Source organism: Rhizobium sp. BK181 (assembly GCF_014193305.1).
Taxonomy (GTDB): Bacteria; Pseudomonadota; Alphaproteobacteria; order Rhizobiales; family Rhizobiaceae; genus Rhizobium.
In genome coordinates, this window is the sequence record NZ_JACHZA010000001.1 from 775782 (window position 1) to 791708 (window position 15927).

Sequence of the window (15927 nt, forward strand, 5' to 3'; positions counted from 1 at the left end):
TTAACTCGCTATATCCAGCAATGACTTCATCATTTCGTCGACAGCGTTGAGGATCTTCGTAGCCGCCTTGTAGGACTGCTCGATATCGAGAAGCAGCGTCAGCTCTTCGTCGAGGTTAACGCCAGTCTCGTTGGAGTATGCTTCCGTCGAACGCGAGAGCGCCGCGGAGGTGTTCTCGGAGGCCGTCGTCGCGTCGCTTCGGTACTGCTCAAGCCAGCCGATCGAGTTCGAGGCGTAGTCCATGATGTTGACGTTGGACGACAGCCCGGCGGTGGCCGAGAAGGTCTGCGCGGTGCCCATCTCCGTGTAGAGCGCGTCGAGATTGTCCGAGAAGCCGCTGCTGCCCGTTGTGTTCAGATTGGTGAGGCCCGAGATCGAGCCGTCACGCAACTTCATCGGGTCGCCGCCCTGGTTGGTGATGACGGCGGCGTTCACGGTGATCGTGCCGGCAATGCCGTCGATCACGCCAGGCGCAGTCGGGGTACCGCCCGGCGCTCCAACCGCGGTCTTCCAGACAAACAGGCCGGGCTGCGTGGTAGTGGGGGTGCCGCCGGTTTCCGAGAACATGGTGACCAGCGACTTCGCGATCTCATCGAGCTGCGACTGGAAGGTCGGAGCGATATCATCACGCACCTGCAGCAGCGCTTGCAGGCTTCCCTGCGCCGTGCTCGTCGAGCCCTTGCCGCTGCCGAGCAGCACGCCGTCGATGTAGACGCCGTTGCCCTTCGTTTGAGCGGTATAGGTGTTCTGGGCGACAAACGTGACTGTGCGCGGGATCGTATCGAAGACGACGGTGCCGTCGGTCGTGTAGAGCGCCATATCGCCGTTGTCGCGGTCGACCGCGTTAACGCCGACGATCGAAGAGATCTGCTTGAGCAGCTTGTCCCGCTCGTCCAGGGCATCGGCTGGATTGCCGCCGGTCGCAGTGGCGCTCTTGACGGCGTCGTTCGCCGTCTTGAACTGCGCAAGCAGCGTGTTGAGAGTCGAGACCTGCGTCGCGATTTCCTTGTCGGCGCCCTGACGAACGGCCTGGACGGATTTCGTTGCGTCGTTCAGCGAATTGGCAACGTCTTGGGCTGCTGTAACTGCGCTCTGCGCGGCAATCGTGCTGCTCGGCGACGTGCGGAAAGCCTGCAGCTTCTCGCGGAACGTCGCCAAGTAGTTGGCTGGCGACGTTTCGTAATCGTTGCCGCCCATGATCGATTTCAGGTCGGTCAGCCCGCCCAGCAACGTCTGCTGGCCACTGTCCTGCGCACTCGCCTTCAGCCACTGACGCATCAGCGCGTCTTCCTGCGCGCGGCTGATCTTCACAACCTGCGCGCCACCCAGCGAGGTGGTGATCATCGCCTGCCGGCGCACGTAGTCGCTGTTGCTGGAGTTCGAGATATTGTTCGATACGACACTGCTTTGAGTGCCGGTATTGTTGAATATGTTCTGCGCCGTATTCAGTGCGGAAGTGAGCGACATGGCTTATCCGTACCCTACTTATCTCTTGAGGTTGACGAGGACGTCCATGATGTCGGACCCCGTCTGGAACACCTTGGAATTGGCGGTGTAGCTGCGCTGCGATTCGATCATTTCGGTCAGTTCGCCGGCGAGGTCGACGTTCGAGCTCTCCAGCGCACCCGCTTGGATCGAGCCGAAGCCGTTCGTCTGCGGGAAGCCGGTAACCGTCACGCCCGACTGGCCGTTGGCGCTATAAACGTTGCCGCTCATCAGCGTCATGTTGTCCGGGCTGGCGACAGTCGCCAGCGGAACGCGGTAGAGCGGCTTAGACGTGCCGTCCGCGTACTTGGCATATACCGTGCCGTCCTTGTCGATCGTCACGTCCTTGACGGGGCTTGCAGCCTGGCCGTTCGGCGTACCGCTGCCCGCGAATTCCGAAGCAAGCTGCGTGAAGCCGCTCACGTCCATCGCGATGGAGCCACCCGTTACCGGGTCGGTGAGCGTCATCGCGCCGGCGGAAGCCATCTTGCCGTTTGCGTCGAAGGTCAACGTCGTCGTACCAACCGCGGCCGACGAATAGGGGAACGATGACGTGCCGCCCGTGGCCGCGTCGTCGTGCCGGTAGACTGCGACCTGCCAGGTGCCGGACGTTGCTGCAACCGGCGGCGGACCTGGGGAAGCTGGCGTCCCGGCCGCGGTCTTGGTGAAGTAGAAATCGTACTGCACGGTGTTGCCGAGCTTGTCGTAACCGACCATCGACATCTGCTTCGTGTCAGCGGTGATTGGCGCTGTGTTCGAGCTCGGCAGGTTGCCGGTCGCAACGTTCGCGTTCGAATTGAGGTTTCCGGAGAACGTACCCGTCGTCGAGGCGATCGCCGTCAGACCGGACTGGTTGACGTTGATCGGTACAAGGCCCGAGAAGCCGTTGACGACGACCGAGGGAGCGCCCGAATTGTAGGAGTAGCCCATCAGCTTGAAGCCGGCGGAATTGACCAGGTTACCTTCGGGATCCTTGGTGAAATCGCCGGCGCGAGTCAGGACCGGAACGCCGTCCGGGCTCTGAGCGATGAAGAAACCGTCACCAGAGATCGCGAGATCGTAGCTAGAGGTCGTGTAGGAGATATCGCCCTGCTCCGACACGGACTGGCGAACGGATGTCTGGACGCCACCCGAATTGTAGTTACCCGAGGTCGAGGGTAGAACCAGCGACGAGAAGGCGGTCGAAACGGCCTTGTAGCCCGTCGTGTTTGCGTTCGCGATGTTGTCGGCGACGGTGCTGAGGCGGTTTGCCTGGGCGTTCATGCCGGACACGGCCGTCTTCATGCTGCCAAAAATGCTCATCTGAAAACCTCGATTCCCTTAGTAGGCTTGAAAGTATTTGGTGGGCCTTGCGTGAAGCTGTCTGGAGCTGAACGATCGTCGGGAGAATGCAGCGACAATGCTCAGGCAACACGGCCCGTTCTAAAAAAATCAGTTCCAATCAATGCAGTAGCCAAGAAAGCGCTTCGAATCGACCGGATCGAAGCCGAGCTTCTTCCGGAGCTTCTTGCGCAGCTTGGAAATATGACTTTCGACGACGTTCTCTTCGACTTCGTCGTCGAAAATTCCGTAGATCGCGTTGAAGATCTGAGTCTTGGTGACGCGACGACCGCGATTTGCGATCAAATATTCGAGGATGCGGCGCTCGCGACGGGGAAGCGCAAAGACTTCGCCGTGAATTTCCGGATCGCGGCCATCCGAGAACACGCGGATCGCGCCGATGTCCGTGTGGCTGGAAATCGCTTTCAGTCGACGCCGAATGGCGGCGGCTCGGGCCAGGATCTCCCGGGGATGCACCGGCTTGCGCACGACGTCGTCGACGCCACAATCAAAAAGTGCAAGCGTGTTTTCCAAGGATGGCTGGTCGCTGACCGCGATAACCGGCGCCATCGTCCGATCGCGAATCGCGCGCGGCAGCTCGAAAGTCTGCTGCCCCTGGCCGATCAGGAACGCCTCGACAGCCGCGATATCAGAATCCGCCGCCGTCTGAACCCATTCGCCGAATTCATTTGGATCAAACCCTGTGGAGGGAATGCCTTCCCGCCCAAAAAGTGAAGTGTAGCCATCTTTCACGAGCTCACGCTCATCAACCACTACGATCATTCGTCCGCCTCCGAATCACTTGTGGTACCTCGATGCTCTATGGGTACGAATCGCGCGATTCTGGGACAAGCTGTAGGAACTAATCGACGGGAATTAATAGTTGATTAAGAATTGAGGCGCGATTTGATCTAGATGTAGTAGCAGACCGAAATTATGCACACAACAATTTCGTGGAAAAGTTAACAAGGTCTAAAATGTGACTTGCCTTGCCACATTGAGACAGATTCTCGCCACAATATGACACATTTCTGCTTTGTTCTGTTTTCTGCTCGCTTTGATTGAGTCAGTTCTGGCAGAAGTTGCTCGCATTGGGAGTCCATTTCCCGTAGCCAGTGGCGACCAGATTGGCGATGACCCGGCAGACATATTGCTTTTGGGCGGGGTCGTTGTTGGGTCCGGCGTGATAACGGGCGACCGCCATTGTCCATGTTTCGTGCCGGTCATGGAGGTTGCGAAGGAACCGTGCCGCGTATTCCACATTGCGGCGGGGGTCGAACATCTCCTCTGCCGACCGAAAATTCTCACCATGGTAGTACTGGTTGATCTGCATGCAGCCGATGTCAATCAGCTTCGCACCGGACCTGCGCGCAACGTCAACCTGCCTCAGAGCGTCCTGCTCGGAGGGAGGAAAGAAGGCCTTCCCTTCGATGTTCAGCGCGTAAGGGTAGAGCGATCCCTTGCGACCGGTCTCGGTCAAACCAACGGAATAGAGTATCCCTTCGGGGATGCCATACTTCAACGCGGCGGATTGAATCTCCTGCTCACAGGCGCTGTTCGACGCCCATGCGCTAGAGATAGACGTCGCCACTGCGGCCGCTGCCAGCGGTGCCAGGAGAAGTGCCTTCAACACTGCTTTCGCCCGAGCCATTGAAGCCTCCGCCAGTTCGCTGTCCTGATTGATTTTGGCGCTCTCTGGCCTCGCCCTGGCCCTGCTGAGCAAAGGCCTGGCCCTGCTGCTGCGCTTGTGTGTTCGCCTGATTGCCGGTGTCGGAGCGGTCGACGGGCGCCATGCTGATGGTGACGTTGTCGATCGCGTAGCCTTGGCTGCGCAGAGCCTCGATGATCTTGCCGTGGTCTTCCTTGAGCTGTCGATAGGCCGCTCCGGTCTCGACCTTCAGGTCGACGTTGAGCGCGTCGCCCTGAAGCCGCATCGTGGCCGTGACCAGGCCGAGATCGATCGGATTCATCTGGATCTTGAGCGTATTCACCACCTTGCCGGTGCTCGACCACTCAGCGGCGTTCGACAGGGATGAGCTCGCCTGCATGGCCTGCGCCCACTCCGGATCACCGGATATCGCGGCCGTCACCGCGGCAGAATTGGTGTTCTGCGCCAGACCGATATAGCGGCGCGTGTCGAGGACGGATACGCTCTCGATGCTGGCCTTGCCGCCGGACTCGGCTGGGGCATCCTTGTCCAAGCCAAGATGCATGTCCATCGACTGGCCGCGGCCATCGGCGCGGCTCAGCCTGAATGTCGTCGCGTCGGTAACGCCAGCAACGTCCGTGCCCGGCAGTTGAACGTCACCCGTCGCATCGACGCTGACAGCATCGTTGTGAATGGACGTCTCGTCCTTTTGCTTGATGCCGGCCACTTGCTTGTCTTTGGGATCGGCCGCTACCTTGCCGTCAGCCTTTTGGTTCGCAGCCGCCATGGCCGCAAACGCTGCTGCCGCCGTTCCGTCCGTCGGTAGCTGCTTCAATAGGCTGAGAACATCGGAGATGGCATTGTCGTTGTCGCCAGTGTTCGTGACCTCAGTGGCGTCAGTCTTTGTCTCCTTGGCGCCTTTGGCCGGACGGGACGCGACGGCATCCTCCAGCACATCGGCAGCATCCTCCGGGACGGCCTCATCGTGCTTGCCCGCGGCCTTGGTGGCGCCGCGCTCGGTCTTCTTCGTGTCTTTGTCCACGGAGCCGGACGCCTTCTCTTTCATCTCGGTGCGGGCTGCTAGCGAAGCGCCTCCAAGGTCCATCAATGCCTTCGTGCTCGTATGACGCGGCGCGCTGGACCCGCTGCCGTCTGCCGTCGCTTGCCCTGCCGCGTCATGCTTGCCGCCGCTTGCCTTGTTCAGGACGTCGGAGAACCCTCCTGCGTCCGCATCACCGGCGCTGCCCGTCTGACGGCCAGCGCCGGCCGCCGAGGCGGCCCCTGCTCCAGACGCTCCCCCCGAAACGCTGATGTCCATCATCTCAATTACTTTCTTTGTTCAAGAGGCCGTCGATTTCATCCAGTTGCGATCGGCTTGACGTCACGAATGCGCTGAATGACGGGTCGGCGTCCTGCTGTCCCCCAACATTGGATGGCGGCGTTAGACCCGCGTCTCCGACAACAGGACCTGGAGCTGGATTTGGTATATCCCCCTGCTCCGCCTCCGGTGAGGCCGCTGCCTGTTCAGAAGTAATTTCTTGGCTGTAAGATTTAGGGGTCGTCGCTTGCGTCAGGCTTGCCGGATCGGGCGCGCGAAGCACTTGTTCCGCAATAGATTTTGCCGCGGCCCGCAGTGCCTGGTCGCGTGGCGACAACTCCTGGTCCGGGATGGATGAGATGTTCTTGGTGGCCGCATCGATCTTGTCCGTCGGGATCGACGCCATGCCGCCATAAAAATCCGCCAGCGCCCCAAAGGCATTGTCAGAATCGCCGGCGAGCGTCTGTGCGCGGGCCGCGGCCATCCGCGCGAGATCGCCCTTGCCGGCGATCGCAGCCGCGCGGGCAATGCGAAGATAAACCTCACGCTGCCTCGCCTCATCCATGAAGGAGAGGATGCTGATGACGTCGTCCGCCTTGACCTCGTGGTCATGATTGACGAGCAGCCTTACAAACAAGTCCGCGAACTGGCTGGCATAGGGTGAATGCAGGAAGCGGCGCACATAGCGTTGCGAATAATCGAGGCCCTTGTCCACCATGCCGGCTTCGACACAGATCGACACGGAGCGGCGCAGCGCCGCCTCCTCGACGATCGTGCCCGGTGCGGTAAGGCGCGCTTGGTCGTACAGCTTCAACGCTTCCATCGGACTCTTGGCGATGGTTACATTGCCGCCGACCAGCGCAAGATAGGGACCGATCTTCTTGTCTTTGTATTCGTTCGCGGTCTCGACAAGGCTCTTGGCGACGAGCAATCCCTTGCCGCTGAGATACTTCCGCAGCACATCGCTGATGCGGTTGTCGAAGTGACCGTTTACATCCCGGGCGACCAGGTATTCGAGGGTCTCCGGATTGCCGCCACTCATCGCATAGATGAGTGCCGCATCGACGTTGCGATCATCGTCAAACACCGACTGGTCGATCGTACGCAGGCGCTGATCAATCGTGCCAAGCATGAAGCGCTGCATCTCGGCAGCCGAGTGATCGCCGAGCACGACGGAATCTTGCACGAACTGCAACGACCGCAGCATCTTGTAAGGCGCGATGTCCTCCTGATCTTCCGCATGCGCGACCGCAGCAGGCCCCACCGCGAGGCCGAGAAGCATAAGCAGAAGACGTTGGTGGTGACGGATCATGACTATCCTTGATCCGCCTGCAGCAATATTTCGATTCGTCTGTTGGTGGCATTGAACGGATCCGCCTGATCCTTCAATTTGCGGTCAGCAAAGCCGGAGACCTGCGAAACCCGCTTCTCGTCGAGGCCGCCACGAACGATCATGTAATAGGCAGCCTGGGCGCGATCCATGGACAGGCGCCAGTTCTCGTTCTCGCCCTTGTACTGGCGACCGTCAGTATGACCCCGGATGACGACAGCGCCGGGCTTGCCCTTTAGGACCTCGCCGATCTTCTCCATCGCAAGCACCATTTCCTTGCGTGGGACGGCCGATCCAATGTTGAACATGGAATCGTCGCTCTGATCGGAAATGCTGACCAGGAGGCCGCCTTCCGATGATGTTACCGTCAGACCTTCGGCGAGCTTGCCGGCTACGCCACTAATCTGTTGGGCGATTTCCTTTTGCAGATCTTCAGCCCGTTTCTGCTCGGCGGCCTTTTGTGCCTCAGTCTGCGGCTTTTCCTTGCCGTCGACATTCTCAGACGCCGTGTTCACGGACGATTCAGCCTGTGGAGGCTGGCTTTCGGCCGCTTCCTCAGCGTGCTCACTTTGAGCCTTGCCGGTCAGATCCGCCGGATTCTCGGCCTCCGCCTTGGCAACTTCGGTGGCGTCTGCCGCACCATCAACGGGCGTATCCTTCGAGGCGGGCTGCTTCTTCTCGGCATGCGTGACTTCCACCTGCTTCGTCCAGAAATCAGGATCGAAGGGGTCACGATAGGCCTGACCGCCGTCGGCACCAGTTGCCGGACCCGATTCGCTGGCACCGCCCTCGCCCTTGGCGCTGACATTTGCCTGCTGACCGACTTCCTGCGCAATCTCCGCCAGCACGGAATAGGGGTTCTCGAAAAAGTCGGCTTCCGAATAATTCGTCTGGTCGCCTGAGGTCGAGGTCTGGTCATCGCCATTGGCGGCCGATGCGCCTTTGGTCGGTTCGTCCTCTTTTTCCTTCGACTTGTCCTGCTTCTGGTCGCCATCCGCCTGGTCGACCGGCTTCTTCAAGCCTTTTTGCGTGGGCTTCTCGTCGGCCAGCTTGATCGGATTGAAATAGGTCGCGACCGAGGCCTTGGTTTCCTCGTTCGCAGCGTTGACCAGCCACATGACGAGGAAGAACGCCATCATGGCCGTCATGAAGTCGGCATAGGCGATCTTCCAGGCGCCACCATGCGCACCGTCGTGATCACCGCCGCCATGCCGTTTGACGATGATAATCTCGTTCTTGCCGTGATGGTGGTTTTCGCTATCACTCATTCCAGAACTTTCTTCAGGCTCGTCGCCCAGGCTGACATGCGCGTGACAAGGACGGCGTCGTCAAACTCGACGGTCAGGTCGACATCAGCCGTTTCATGATGGCGCAGAAGACCAGCCTTTTCGCCGAGTGTATTCTTCAGCACGTCGAACAGTCGCGTCGGCCCCTTGACCGTCACGGTGCCGACATCACCTTCCAGCAACGCCTCACGCAGGATGCCGGCAAGATCAACGGCAGCCTTTTGTGACAGAACATCGGTCATGACAGGCGCAAGCGCCTTTGCGACCGTCGCGCTGACGAGCTCGGCGATATCGCCCGCCATCGCGTCGAGACGGGAGGCGATCAGCTCTGCGGCCTCGACCTCGTACCGGTCGCGAAGCTCTTCGACTTCACGCTGGTGCACGAGTGCCACCGTCTGCGCTTCCAGCTCATATTTCTCCGTCAGCGCCGCGGTGGCTTCCGCATAGCCGTCCGCATGAGCGCTGTGGCGTTCTGCTTCGAGATCAATCACGGGTTCGGAGGCGACGTCGGCAAACCCGCCAAAGTCGCCCGCGAAATCATCCGCTTCCGCAACGGGAGCGACGACGGCAGGCTCGCCAAAATCCTTGAGGTACCGAGAGAGCAGCGCGCTCACCGAATCCACCCTTTCGCTGCAGAGGACTGCGACATGCCGTACCCCATCATGAAACTGACAACTCATCCGGCACGGTTTTCGCACTGCGCCTTTGTATCGAAACTAGGGTGTCAAACTTGCGCGAGGATGAAGGGTGGAGCCGGACAAGCTCAACAGCGCTCCGGCCACTATTGCAACAGGATCAGCACCTTGCTGGCGGCTGTGTTCAGGATCGAGATGGCCTGAACGCCCATTTGTTGTTGCGTCTGGAGCGCCTTCTGAAGTGTCGACGCTTCATCCATATCGGTGTCGACCAGCGCACCAACGCCCTTGTCGATCAAATCGGACATGTCGGCGGTATAGGAAACACGATCACTGATACGGGCACTCATCGTGCCGAGGCCGGCCGCGGTCGTTGTCAGTTTCGACAGGATGGAATCGACAACCGCCATCATGTCTTTCAATTGCGCCGGCGTCGTGTTGGCGTCGAGCGCTATTTCGGTTCCGCTCGCGGGCGTCGTCGAGCCCGCATCCAGAAGGTAGTAGTTGCGCGCAGTCGTCGTGCCATCGGAATTCAACGTGTTCGCGTCGACCGTCTTCGTGAGAAGACCGCGATTGGCGTCCGTCATATCGATCATGACGGTCTGGTCGGCCGGAAAGTCAATGGTCTGCGCCTGATATTCACCGCTCGTGCCACGCACGAAACCGCCGATCACCGAGCGCGAGATCGGCAGGTTCGTATCGCGGTTGAGCAGCCAGTTCTCACCGGCAAAATTCGTCGTCTGGACAGTCGTCTGCAACTGTCCCTTCAACTCGGTCAGCGTCGTATTGAGCTTCGTCTTGTCGACGCCGGCCTCCTGCGCTGTCACCAAGGTCTTGCGGATCTCGCCCAACTGGTCGATGAGGCTTTCCATCGACGTATAGGCGGTATCGACCTTCGATGCGCCGACGCCGAGCGCGTCGTGAACATTCTGCAGCGAGCTGCTGTCCGAGCGCATGACGCTTGCAAAAGACCAGTAGGTCGCATCGTCGGCAGCCGTTTCGACGCGATAGCCCGATGAAACCTGCTGCTGTGTCGTTGCGACGTCCTTGTTAATGATACGCAGCGCCGCGAGGGCGTTTACCTGGGCCGAGCTGGTAATTTTGTATGTCATTTTCTGGCTCTGAGTAGGGAAACGGGACAGGCCGGCGACCGGCAGCGACTGACCTGGCGTCATGCCCCCGGCTGGCTTCCCAGGTCCGGTTTGTCGCAAAAACAAATCAACTGTTAAACGAAGTTAACCAAGGCCTTCCACGGGCGCAAGTGCAGCGGCTTCAGTGTCGCAAGCCTCGCGCAATCTTGATTATTGCTTCAAAAACAAAGAGAAAGCCGCATCGACGACGCGGCTTTCCTATCTCTTTATGATACTGCTGGACGGCTTAGTTCTTGAACAGCGTCAGAACGTTCTGCGCGCTGGAGTTCGCGATCGACAGCGATTGGATCGCCAGTTGTTGCTGCGTCTGCAGGGCTGTTAGCTTGCTCGATTCCTCTTCCATATCCGCGTCGACGAGGCGTCCAACGCCCGAGTCGATCGAGTCGCTGAGGTCGGAAACGAAGCTTTCCTGCAGGTCGATGCGGGTCGAGATCGAGCCGAGCTGGGAGGCGGCTTTCGTCATTGCGCTGAGGCCGGCTTCGACAGTCGTCAGGGCAAGGTCGATGTCGCTCGGGCTGAAGCTGCTGATGTTCATGCTGTAAATAGAACCGACGCTGCCCGAGGACGTCCCGATGATGCCGCTGGTGGTGCTGATGGCACCCGTAGTGGTCATGCCGAAGAGGACATTACCGTTGGTGCTGTCATCGAGCACATACTGGGTTGTCTGGACGGAAACCTGACCATTGGCGTTACGGACGAAAGACGAAACGACGCTCTTCGTCGTGTTGCCTGCAACCCAGTTTTCACCCGAGAAGGAAGCAGACTGGGCGATGCTCAAGAGCTGCTGCTGGAGCTGCGCAATTTCATCCTGGATCTTGTTCTTGTCGACACCCTTTTCAGTCGCCGCAACAATCTTCGCCTTGATCTCGCTAACGACGTCGATAGAGCTGTCCATCGCCGAATAGGCGGTGTCCACCTTTGCCGCACCAAGGCCAAGCGCGTCGGAAACGGCCGAAAGCGCCTTGTTGTCGGAGCGCATCGTCGTTGCAATCGACCAATAGGCAGCGTTGTCCTTGGCTTCGGCGACGCGGTAGCCGGACGAAACACGGCTCTGTGTCTCTTCCAGGCTGCCATTGATGCTGCGCAGGGTCTGGAGGGCGGACATTGCCGCGACGTTCGTCAAAATGCTGGTCATGAAATTATCGCCCCTTATTGGCAAATATTGAAAAGGGACATTCCGGTCCGCCACCGGGGAACGGCAATCAGCTTCATGCCCGCTAACCGCTTCTTAAGCTTGGTTAACATACCGTTTCGTTGACGGCAGAAAACATGAGTTTGGTTAACGCGAAGTTAACAAGCATTAAAAAAGCCGCGCTTGGGAAGCGCGGCTTTCGATTGGCGATCTGTCTGCCGAAACGCCCGGAGGCGCTCCTAGTGTTAGTTGCGGAACAGCGAGAGGATGTTCTGCGAAGAGGAGTTCGCGATCGACAGCGACTGTACAGCCAGCTGCTGCTGGGTCTGCAGGGCGCTGAGCTTGGAGGACTCTTCTTCCATGTCGGCGTCAACCAGGCGGCCGATACCGGAGTCGATCGAGTCGCTGAGCGAGGAGACGAAGTCGGTCTGGATGTCGACGCGCTTCTGCAGCGAACCGAGCTGCGAGCCGAGCGTCGTCATCGCCTTCAGAGAGAGTTCGACGTCGCTGAGCAGGCTGTCGATCTGGCCCTGGGTCGTCGTTGCACTGATCGTGAAGGAGTAGATAGAGCCGGCGGTGTAGTTCGTGCCGGTCGAGCCGAGAATGCCGCCCGTGGCGCTGTTGAACAGGGTGTTCGTGGCGTTGAGGACGTAGTCGGTGGTCTTGACGCTGACCGTGCCGTTGGTGCCGCGGACGAAGGAGGAAACAACGCTGACGGTGCCGCCCGAGTTGTTGACCCAATTTTCGCCGTTGAACGAAGCGGACTGGGCAACGCTGTAGAGCTGTGCCTGCAGCTGGGTGATTTCGTCCTGCAGCTTCAGCTTGTCGACGCCCTTTTCGGTCGCGGCAACGAGCTTGGCCTTGATTTCGCCGACGAGGTCGATGGCGCTGTCGACAGCGGTGTAAGCCGTGTCGATCTTTGCAGCACCCATGCCGAGGGCGTCGGAAACAGCCGAAAGGGCCTTGTTGTCCGACTTCATCGTGGTGGCGATCGACCAGTAAGCAGCGTTGTCGGAAGCCTTGCCGACGCGCAGGCCAGACGAAACGGCGCCCTGCGTCTTCGACAGGCCGCTGTTGACATCACGCAGCGTCTGGAGAGCGGCCATTGCGGAATTGTTGGTCAGAATGCTGGTCATTTTAATTTGCCCCTTTGGCATAATTGATAGGAAGGGACATTCCGGACTACCGGGAACGACGGTCAGCCTCATGCCTGTTGACCGCTCTCTGTGCGCAGTCAACTCGCCGTTTCGATAGGCACATAAAACCCTATCATGGTTAAGAAACTCTGAACTGAAAAATCAAAAAATAGTTAAAAAAATCCAATGCTTAGCGGCGCCGCATTAACCGGAAATTAAAACATTTACGGCCGGGGCAAGCCCCGGCCGTAAATCTTTTCTCTGATACTGCGCGAGGCTGTTATCAGCCGCGGAACAGCGAGAGAATGTTCTGCGAAGAGGAGTTCGCGATCGACAGCGACTGGATCGCCAGCTGCTGCTGGGTCTGCAGGGCGCTGAGCTTGGAGGACTCTTCTTCCATGTCGGCGTCAACCAGGCGGCCGATACCGGAGTCGATCGAGTCGCTGAGCGAGGAAACGAAGTCGGACTGGATGTCGACGCGCTTCTGCAGCGAACCGAGCTGCGAGCCGAGCGTGGTCATCGACTTCAGAGCGCTTTCAACGTCGCTGAGCAGGCTGTCGATCTGGCCCTGGGTCGTCGTTGCACTGATCGTGAAGGAGTAGATCGAGCCGGCGGTGTAGTTCGTGCCGGTCGAGCCGAGAATGCCGCCCGTCGCGCTGTTGAACAGGGTGTTCGTGGCGCTGAGAGCGTAGTCTGTGGTCTTGATGCTGACCGTGCCGTTGGTGCCGCGGACGAAGGAGGAAACAACGCTGACGGTACCGCCCGAGTTGTTGACCCAGTTTTCACCGTTGAACGAAGCAGACTGGGCAACGCTGTAGAGCTGTGCCTGGAGCTGCGAGATTTCGTCCTGAACCTTCGCCTTGTCGACGCCCTTTTCAGTTGCGGCAACGAGCTTGGCCTTGATTTCGCCAACGATGTCGATGGCGCTGTCGACAGCGGTGTAAGCCGTGTCGATCTTTGCAGCACCCATGCCGAGGGCGTCGGAAACAGCCGAAAGGGCCTTGTTGTCCGACTTCATCGTGGTGGCGATCGACCAGTAAGCAGCGTTGTCGGAAGCCTTGCCGACGCGCAGGCCAGACGAAACGGCCGCCTGCGTCTCGTTCAAGCCCTTGTTGACGTTGCGCAGCGTCTGGAGTGCCGCCATTGCAGAATTGTTGGTGTTAATGCTTGTCATAAGTCTGTCCCCAAAAACAAAATACAAAAGGAGGACATACCGGACTTCTATACCGGCGATGACGGACCAGCTTCATGCCACTCGGTGCCGTTTTGTTTGCAACCAAACCCGTCATGTCCATGTGAATTTCGCAGCCATTGATTGCCAAGCAGTTAAGATCATTAGGAAACCGCCGACGACGCCTGCAGTGGTTAACGATGACTGAAGAGATCGCCTCGCCCCGCTGCAACACCGGCTTCATGCAAGCTTCAAATGCTTAGAATGAGACAGCTAGGACCGTGCCCATATGCTCGTGGTCCGGCGCGTCGACGAAATCCCGGCATGGAGTGGGTCTTGAACAGTAGCATTTCATTCGCAGCGGCCTCCAAGGACTACCAGAAGGGCCTCTATCTCAAGTCGCTTGAGGTGCTGAACCAACTCGTCGACACGCAGAAGGACGTCAAGACCTACGTGCTTCTGGCCAAAAACCTCATAAAGCTTGGCTTCAAGGCCGAAGCCGCCGCCGCCTATTCGCTCGCCGGGAAGCTCGATGGTCAGGCGGCGTCGATCTACACACGCGAAGCAGCAATCCTGTATTTCCAGAGCGGCGACGAACAGGAAGCGCTGGCGCATGCCTTGCGCGTGATGAAGTTGGCGCAAAACGACGCCGATCTCGCCTATGTCCTAGTCTCGATCTACATCAAGCAGGGACGGCTTGACCTCATCAGCCCCTTCAGGCGCGTCATCTCGGAAAGCTCCAATCCGGACCATATCGCGCTCGCGGTCCACGCGTTGACCGACCACATTCTGGATCCGACGAACGAGGCTCTGGTAACGAACCTCTTCAAGCGATTTCCTGAAATGCCAGCCCTCCGGCTCCTCAATCTCGTCTTCGCGCGAGAGACCTGCGACTATGGTCGCGTCGCCAGCCTCTTTGGTCCGATCGCCGACATGATCGCGAAGCGCGATCTCGAGTTTCTGCGGAAGGACAACCCCTTCTACAATCTGCATTGGTGCGGAGATGAGGCGCTGAACGGCATCGTCTCGCTCAACCCCCTCCTTTCACTGCCGGAACTCGCAGCCAAGCGGCGGTCGTTGCCTCACAAGTGGGGAGAGAAGATCCGGATCGGCTATCTCTCGTCAGACTTCTGGAGCGACCATGCGACGATGAAGCTGCTTCAGCGCGTGCTCGAGCTGCATGACCGCAATCGTTTTGAAATTACCCTCTTCTGCCACTCCGGAGAAGCGTATCTGGCGGCGAACAAGGCCGACCGATCCGCCTGGGGCAATGTCTGCCTGATCCGTGATCTGACCAACGCGGAGGTCGCCGAGAAAATCCGAGAGCTGGAAATCGACATTCTGGTTGATCTGAAGGGGCATACCACTGACGGACGGCCGGATATCCTCAACCAAAGCGTCGCCCCGATCCATGTCTCCTGGCTGGGCTTTCCCGGCAGCACTGTCAACATTGACCTCGATTACATCGTCGGCGATCACTTTGTTCTCCCCGATCGCGCCAAGCCTCACTATCACGAGAAATTCGTTCGGATGCCTGAGAGCTACCAGCCGAACGATCCGACGAACCGCCCAAAGCCGGCCCCCACCACGCGGGCGGCGGTCGGATTGCCGGACGATGCATTCGTGTTCGCGTCATTCAACGGCAACCGAAAGATCACGGCTGAGACACTCGATATCTGGTGCAACATCCTCCGGCGGGCGCCGAACAGCGTCCTCTGGCTGATGCTGTCGTCAGTGCGCGCCGAAACGAATATCCGGAACTATGCGAACAAGCGCGGAATCACTTCGGACCGCATTATCTTCTGCCCGCGCGTCACCTATCAAAAGCACATCGACCGACAGCAATGCGCCGATCTCGGCCTCGACACGTTCCCGGTCAACGGCCACACGACAACGTCGGAGCAGCTCTGGGGCGGGTTGCCGGTCCTCACCGTCAAGGGTACCAACTTCGCGTCGCGCGTCAGCGAGAGCTTGCTGAATGCCATCGGCTTGCCGGAACTCGTGGCCGCCGATACGCAGGCCTATGAGGATATGGCTGTGGAGATGGCGCTCGACGCGCAACGCGTCGTCGCCTACAAGGCGCGCCTCAAGCAAAACGCCGGCATCATGCCGCTCTTCGATGCGGATCGCTTCCGGCAGCATCTCGAGAAGGCTTACGAAATGATGATCGACCGCGCCAAGCGCGGCCTGGAGCCGGATCATCTCGACGTCCCGGCGCTGCCGCCGCGGACAACGCCTTTCATCACCACCGTGTGAGCCAACCCGACAAACAGAAAACCCGCCGCGTCTCCGCGGCGGGTTTTCTGTTTCATGGT

General features: G+C 59.2%; 13 protein-coding genes. 1 reads left to right on the forward strand and 12 read right to left on the reverse strand.

All coding sequences use genetic code 11. The features are described from left to right. From flgK to FHT77_RS03875, 12 genes are all read right to left on the reverse strand, one after another. Complete coding sequence (gene flgK / locus FHT77_RS03820) at positions 1–1467, reverse strand: flagellar hook-associated protein FlgK (RefSeq protein WP_183752648.1); 1467 nt, start codon at positions 1465–1467, stop codon at positions 1–3. A gap of 18 nt (positions 1468–1485) precedes the next feature. Beyond that, a complete protein-coding gene (locus tag FHT77_RS03825) occupies positions 1486–2787 on the reverse strand; it encodes a flagellar hook protein FlgE (RefSeq protein ID WP_183752650.1) in 1302 nt (433 codons plus the stop codon). 129 nt (positions 2788–2916) lie between these two features. After that, positions 2917–3588, reverse strand: a complete 672-nt coding sequence (rem, locus tag FHT77_RS03830; protein ID WP_016552777.1) for a transcriptional activator Rem — start codon at positions 3586–3588, stop codon at positions 2917–2919. A 283-nt stretch (positions 3589–3871) separates the two neighbouring features. Further along, the gene (locus FHT77_RS03835) at positions 3872–4435 is read right to left on the reverse strand and encodes a transglycosylase SLT domain-containing protein (protein WP_114711449.1); all 564 of its coding nucleotides are present in this window, start codon (positions 4433–4435) and stop codon (positions 3872–3874) included. Further along, the gene (locus tag FHT77_RS03840; RefSeq protein WP_183752652.1) at positions 4377–5774 is read right to left on the reverse strand and encodes a flagellar hook-length control protein FliK; all 1398 of its coding nucleotides are present in this window, start codon (positions 5772–5774) and stop codon (positions 4377–4379) included. Before FHT77_RS03840 ends, FHT77_RS03835 begins: the two co-directional genes overlap by 59 nt. Position 5775: 1 nt before the next feature. Continuing rightward, positions 5776–7083, reverse strand: a complete 1308-nt coding sequence (motC, locus tag FHT77_RS03845) for a chemotaxis protein MotC (RefSeq protein ID WP_183752654.1) — start codon at positions 7081–7083, stop codon at positions 5776–5778. A gap of 2 nt (positions 7084–7085) precedes the next feature. Next, complete coding sequence (locus tag FHT77_RS03850) at positions 7086–8369, reverse strand: MotB family protein (RefSeq protein ID WP_183752656.1); 1284 nt, start codon at positions 8367–8369, stop codon at positions 7086–7088. Next, complete coding sequence (locus FHT77_RS03855) at positions 8366–9001, reverse strand: hypothetical protein (protein WP_183752658.1); 636 nt, start codon at positions 8999–9001, stop codon at positions 8366–8368. The genes FHT77_RS03850 and FHT77_RS03855 overlap by 4 nt, the downstream gene beginning before the upstream one ends. Before the next feature lie 167 nt (positions 9002–9168). Continuing rightward, positions 9169–10134 (reverse strand): flagellin, encoded by a 966-nt coding sequence (locus FHT77_RS03860; RefSeq protein ID WP_183752660.1) that lies wholly within the window; start codon positions 10132–10134, stop codon positions 9169–9171. A gap of 265 nt (positions 10135–10399) precedes the next feature. After that, positions 10400–11308: a flagellin gene (locus FHT77_RS03865; RefSeq protein ID WP_183752662.1), complete on the reverse strand. Its 909-nt coding sequence runs from the start codon at positions 11306–11308 to the stop codon at positions 10400–10402. Positions 11309–11550: 242 nt separating this feature from the next. Further along, positions 11551–12441 (reverse strand): flagellin, encoded by an 891-nt coding sequence (locus tag FHT77_RS03870; RefSeq protein WP_183752664.1) that lies wholly within the window; start codon positions 12439–12441, stop codon positions 11551–11553. A 283-nt stretch (positions 12442–12724) separates the two neighbouring features. After that, entirely contained in the window at positions 12725–13615 is an 891-nt protein-coding gene (locus FHT77_RS03875) for a flagellin (protein ID WP_183752666.1), read from the reverse strand. Between the two features lie 321 nt (positions 13616–13936). Here FHT77_RS03875 and FHT77_RS03880 point away from each other — a divergent pair, with 321 nt between their 5' ends. Next, entirely contained in the window at positions 13937–15868 is a 1932-nt protein-coding gene (locus FHT77_RS03880) for a glycosyltransferase family 41 protein (protein ID WP_183752668.1), read from the forward strand. The last annotated feature ends 59 nt before the right edge of the window (positions 15869–15927 follow it).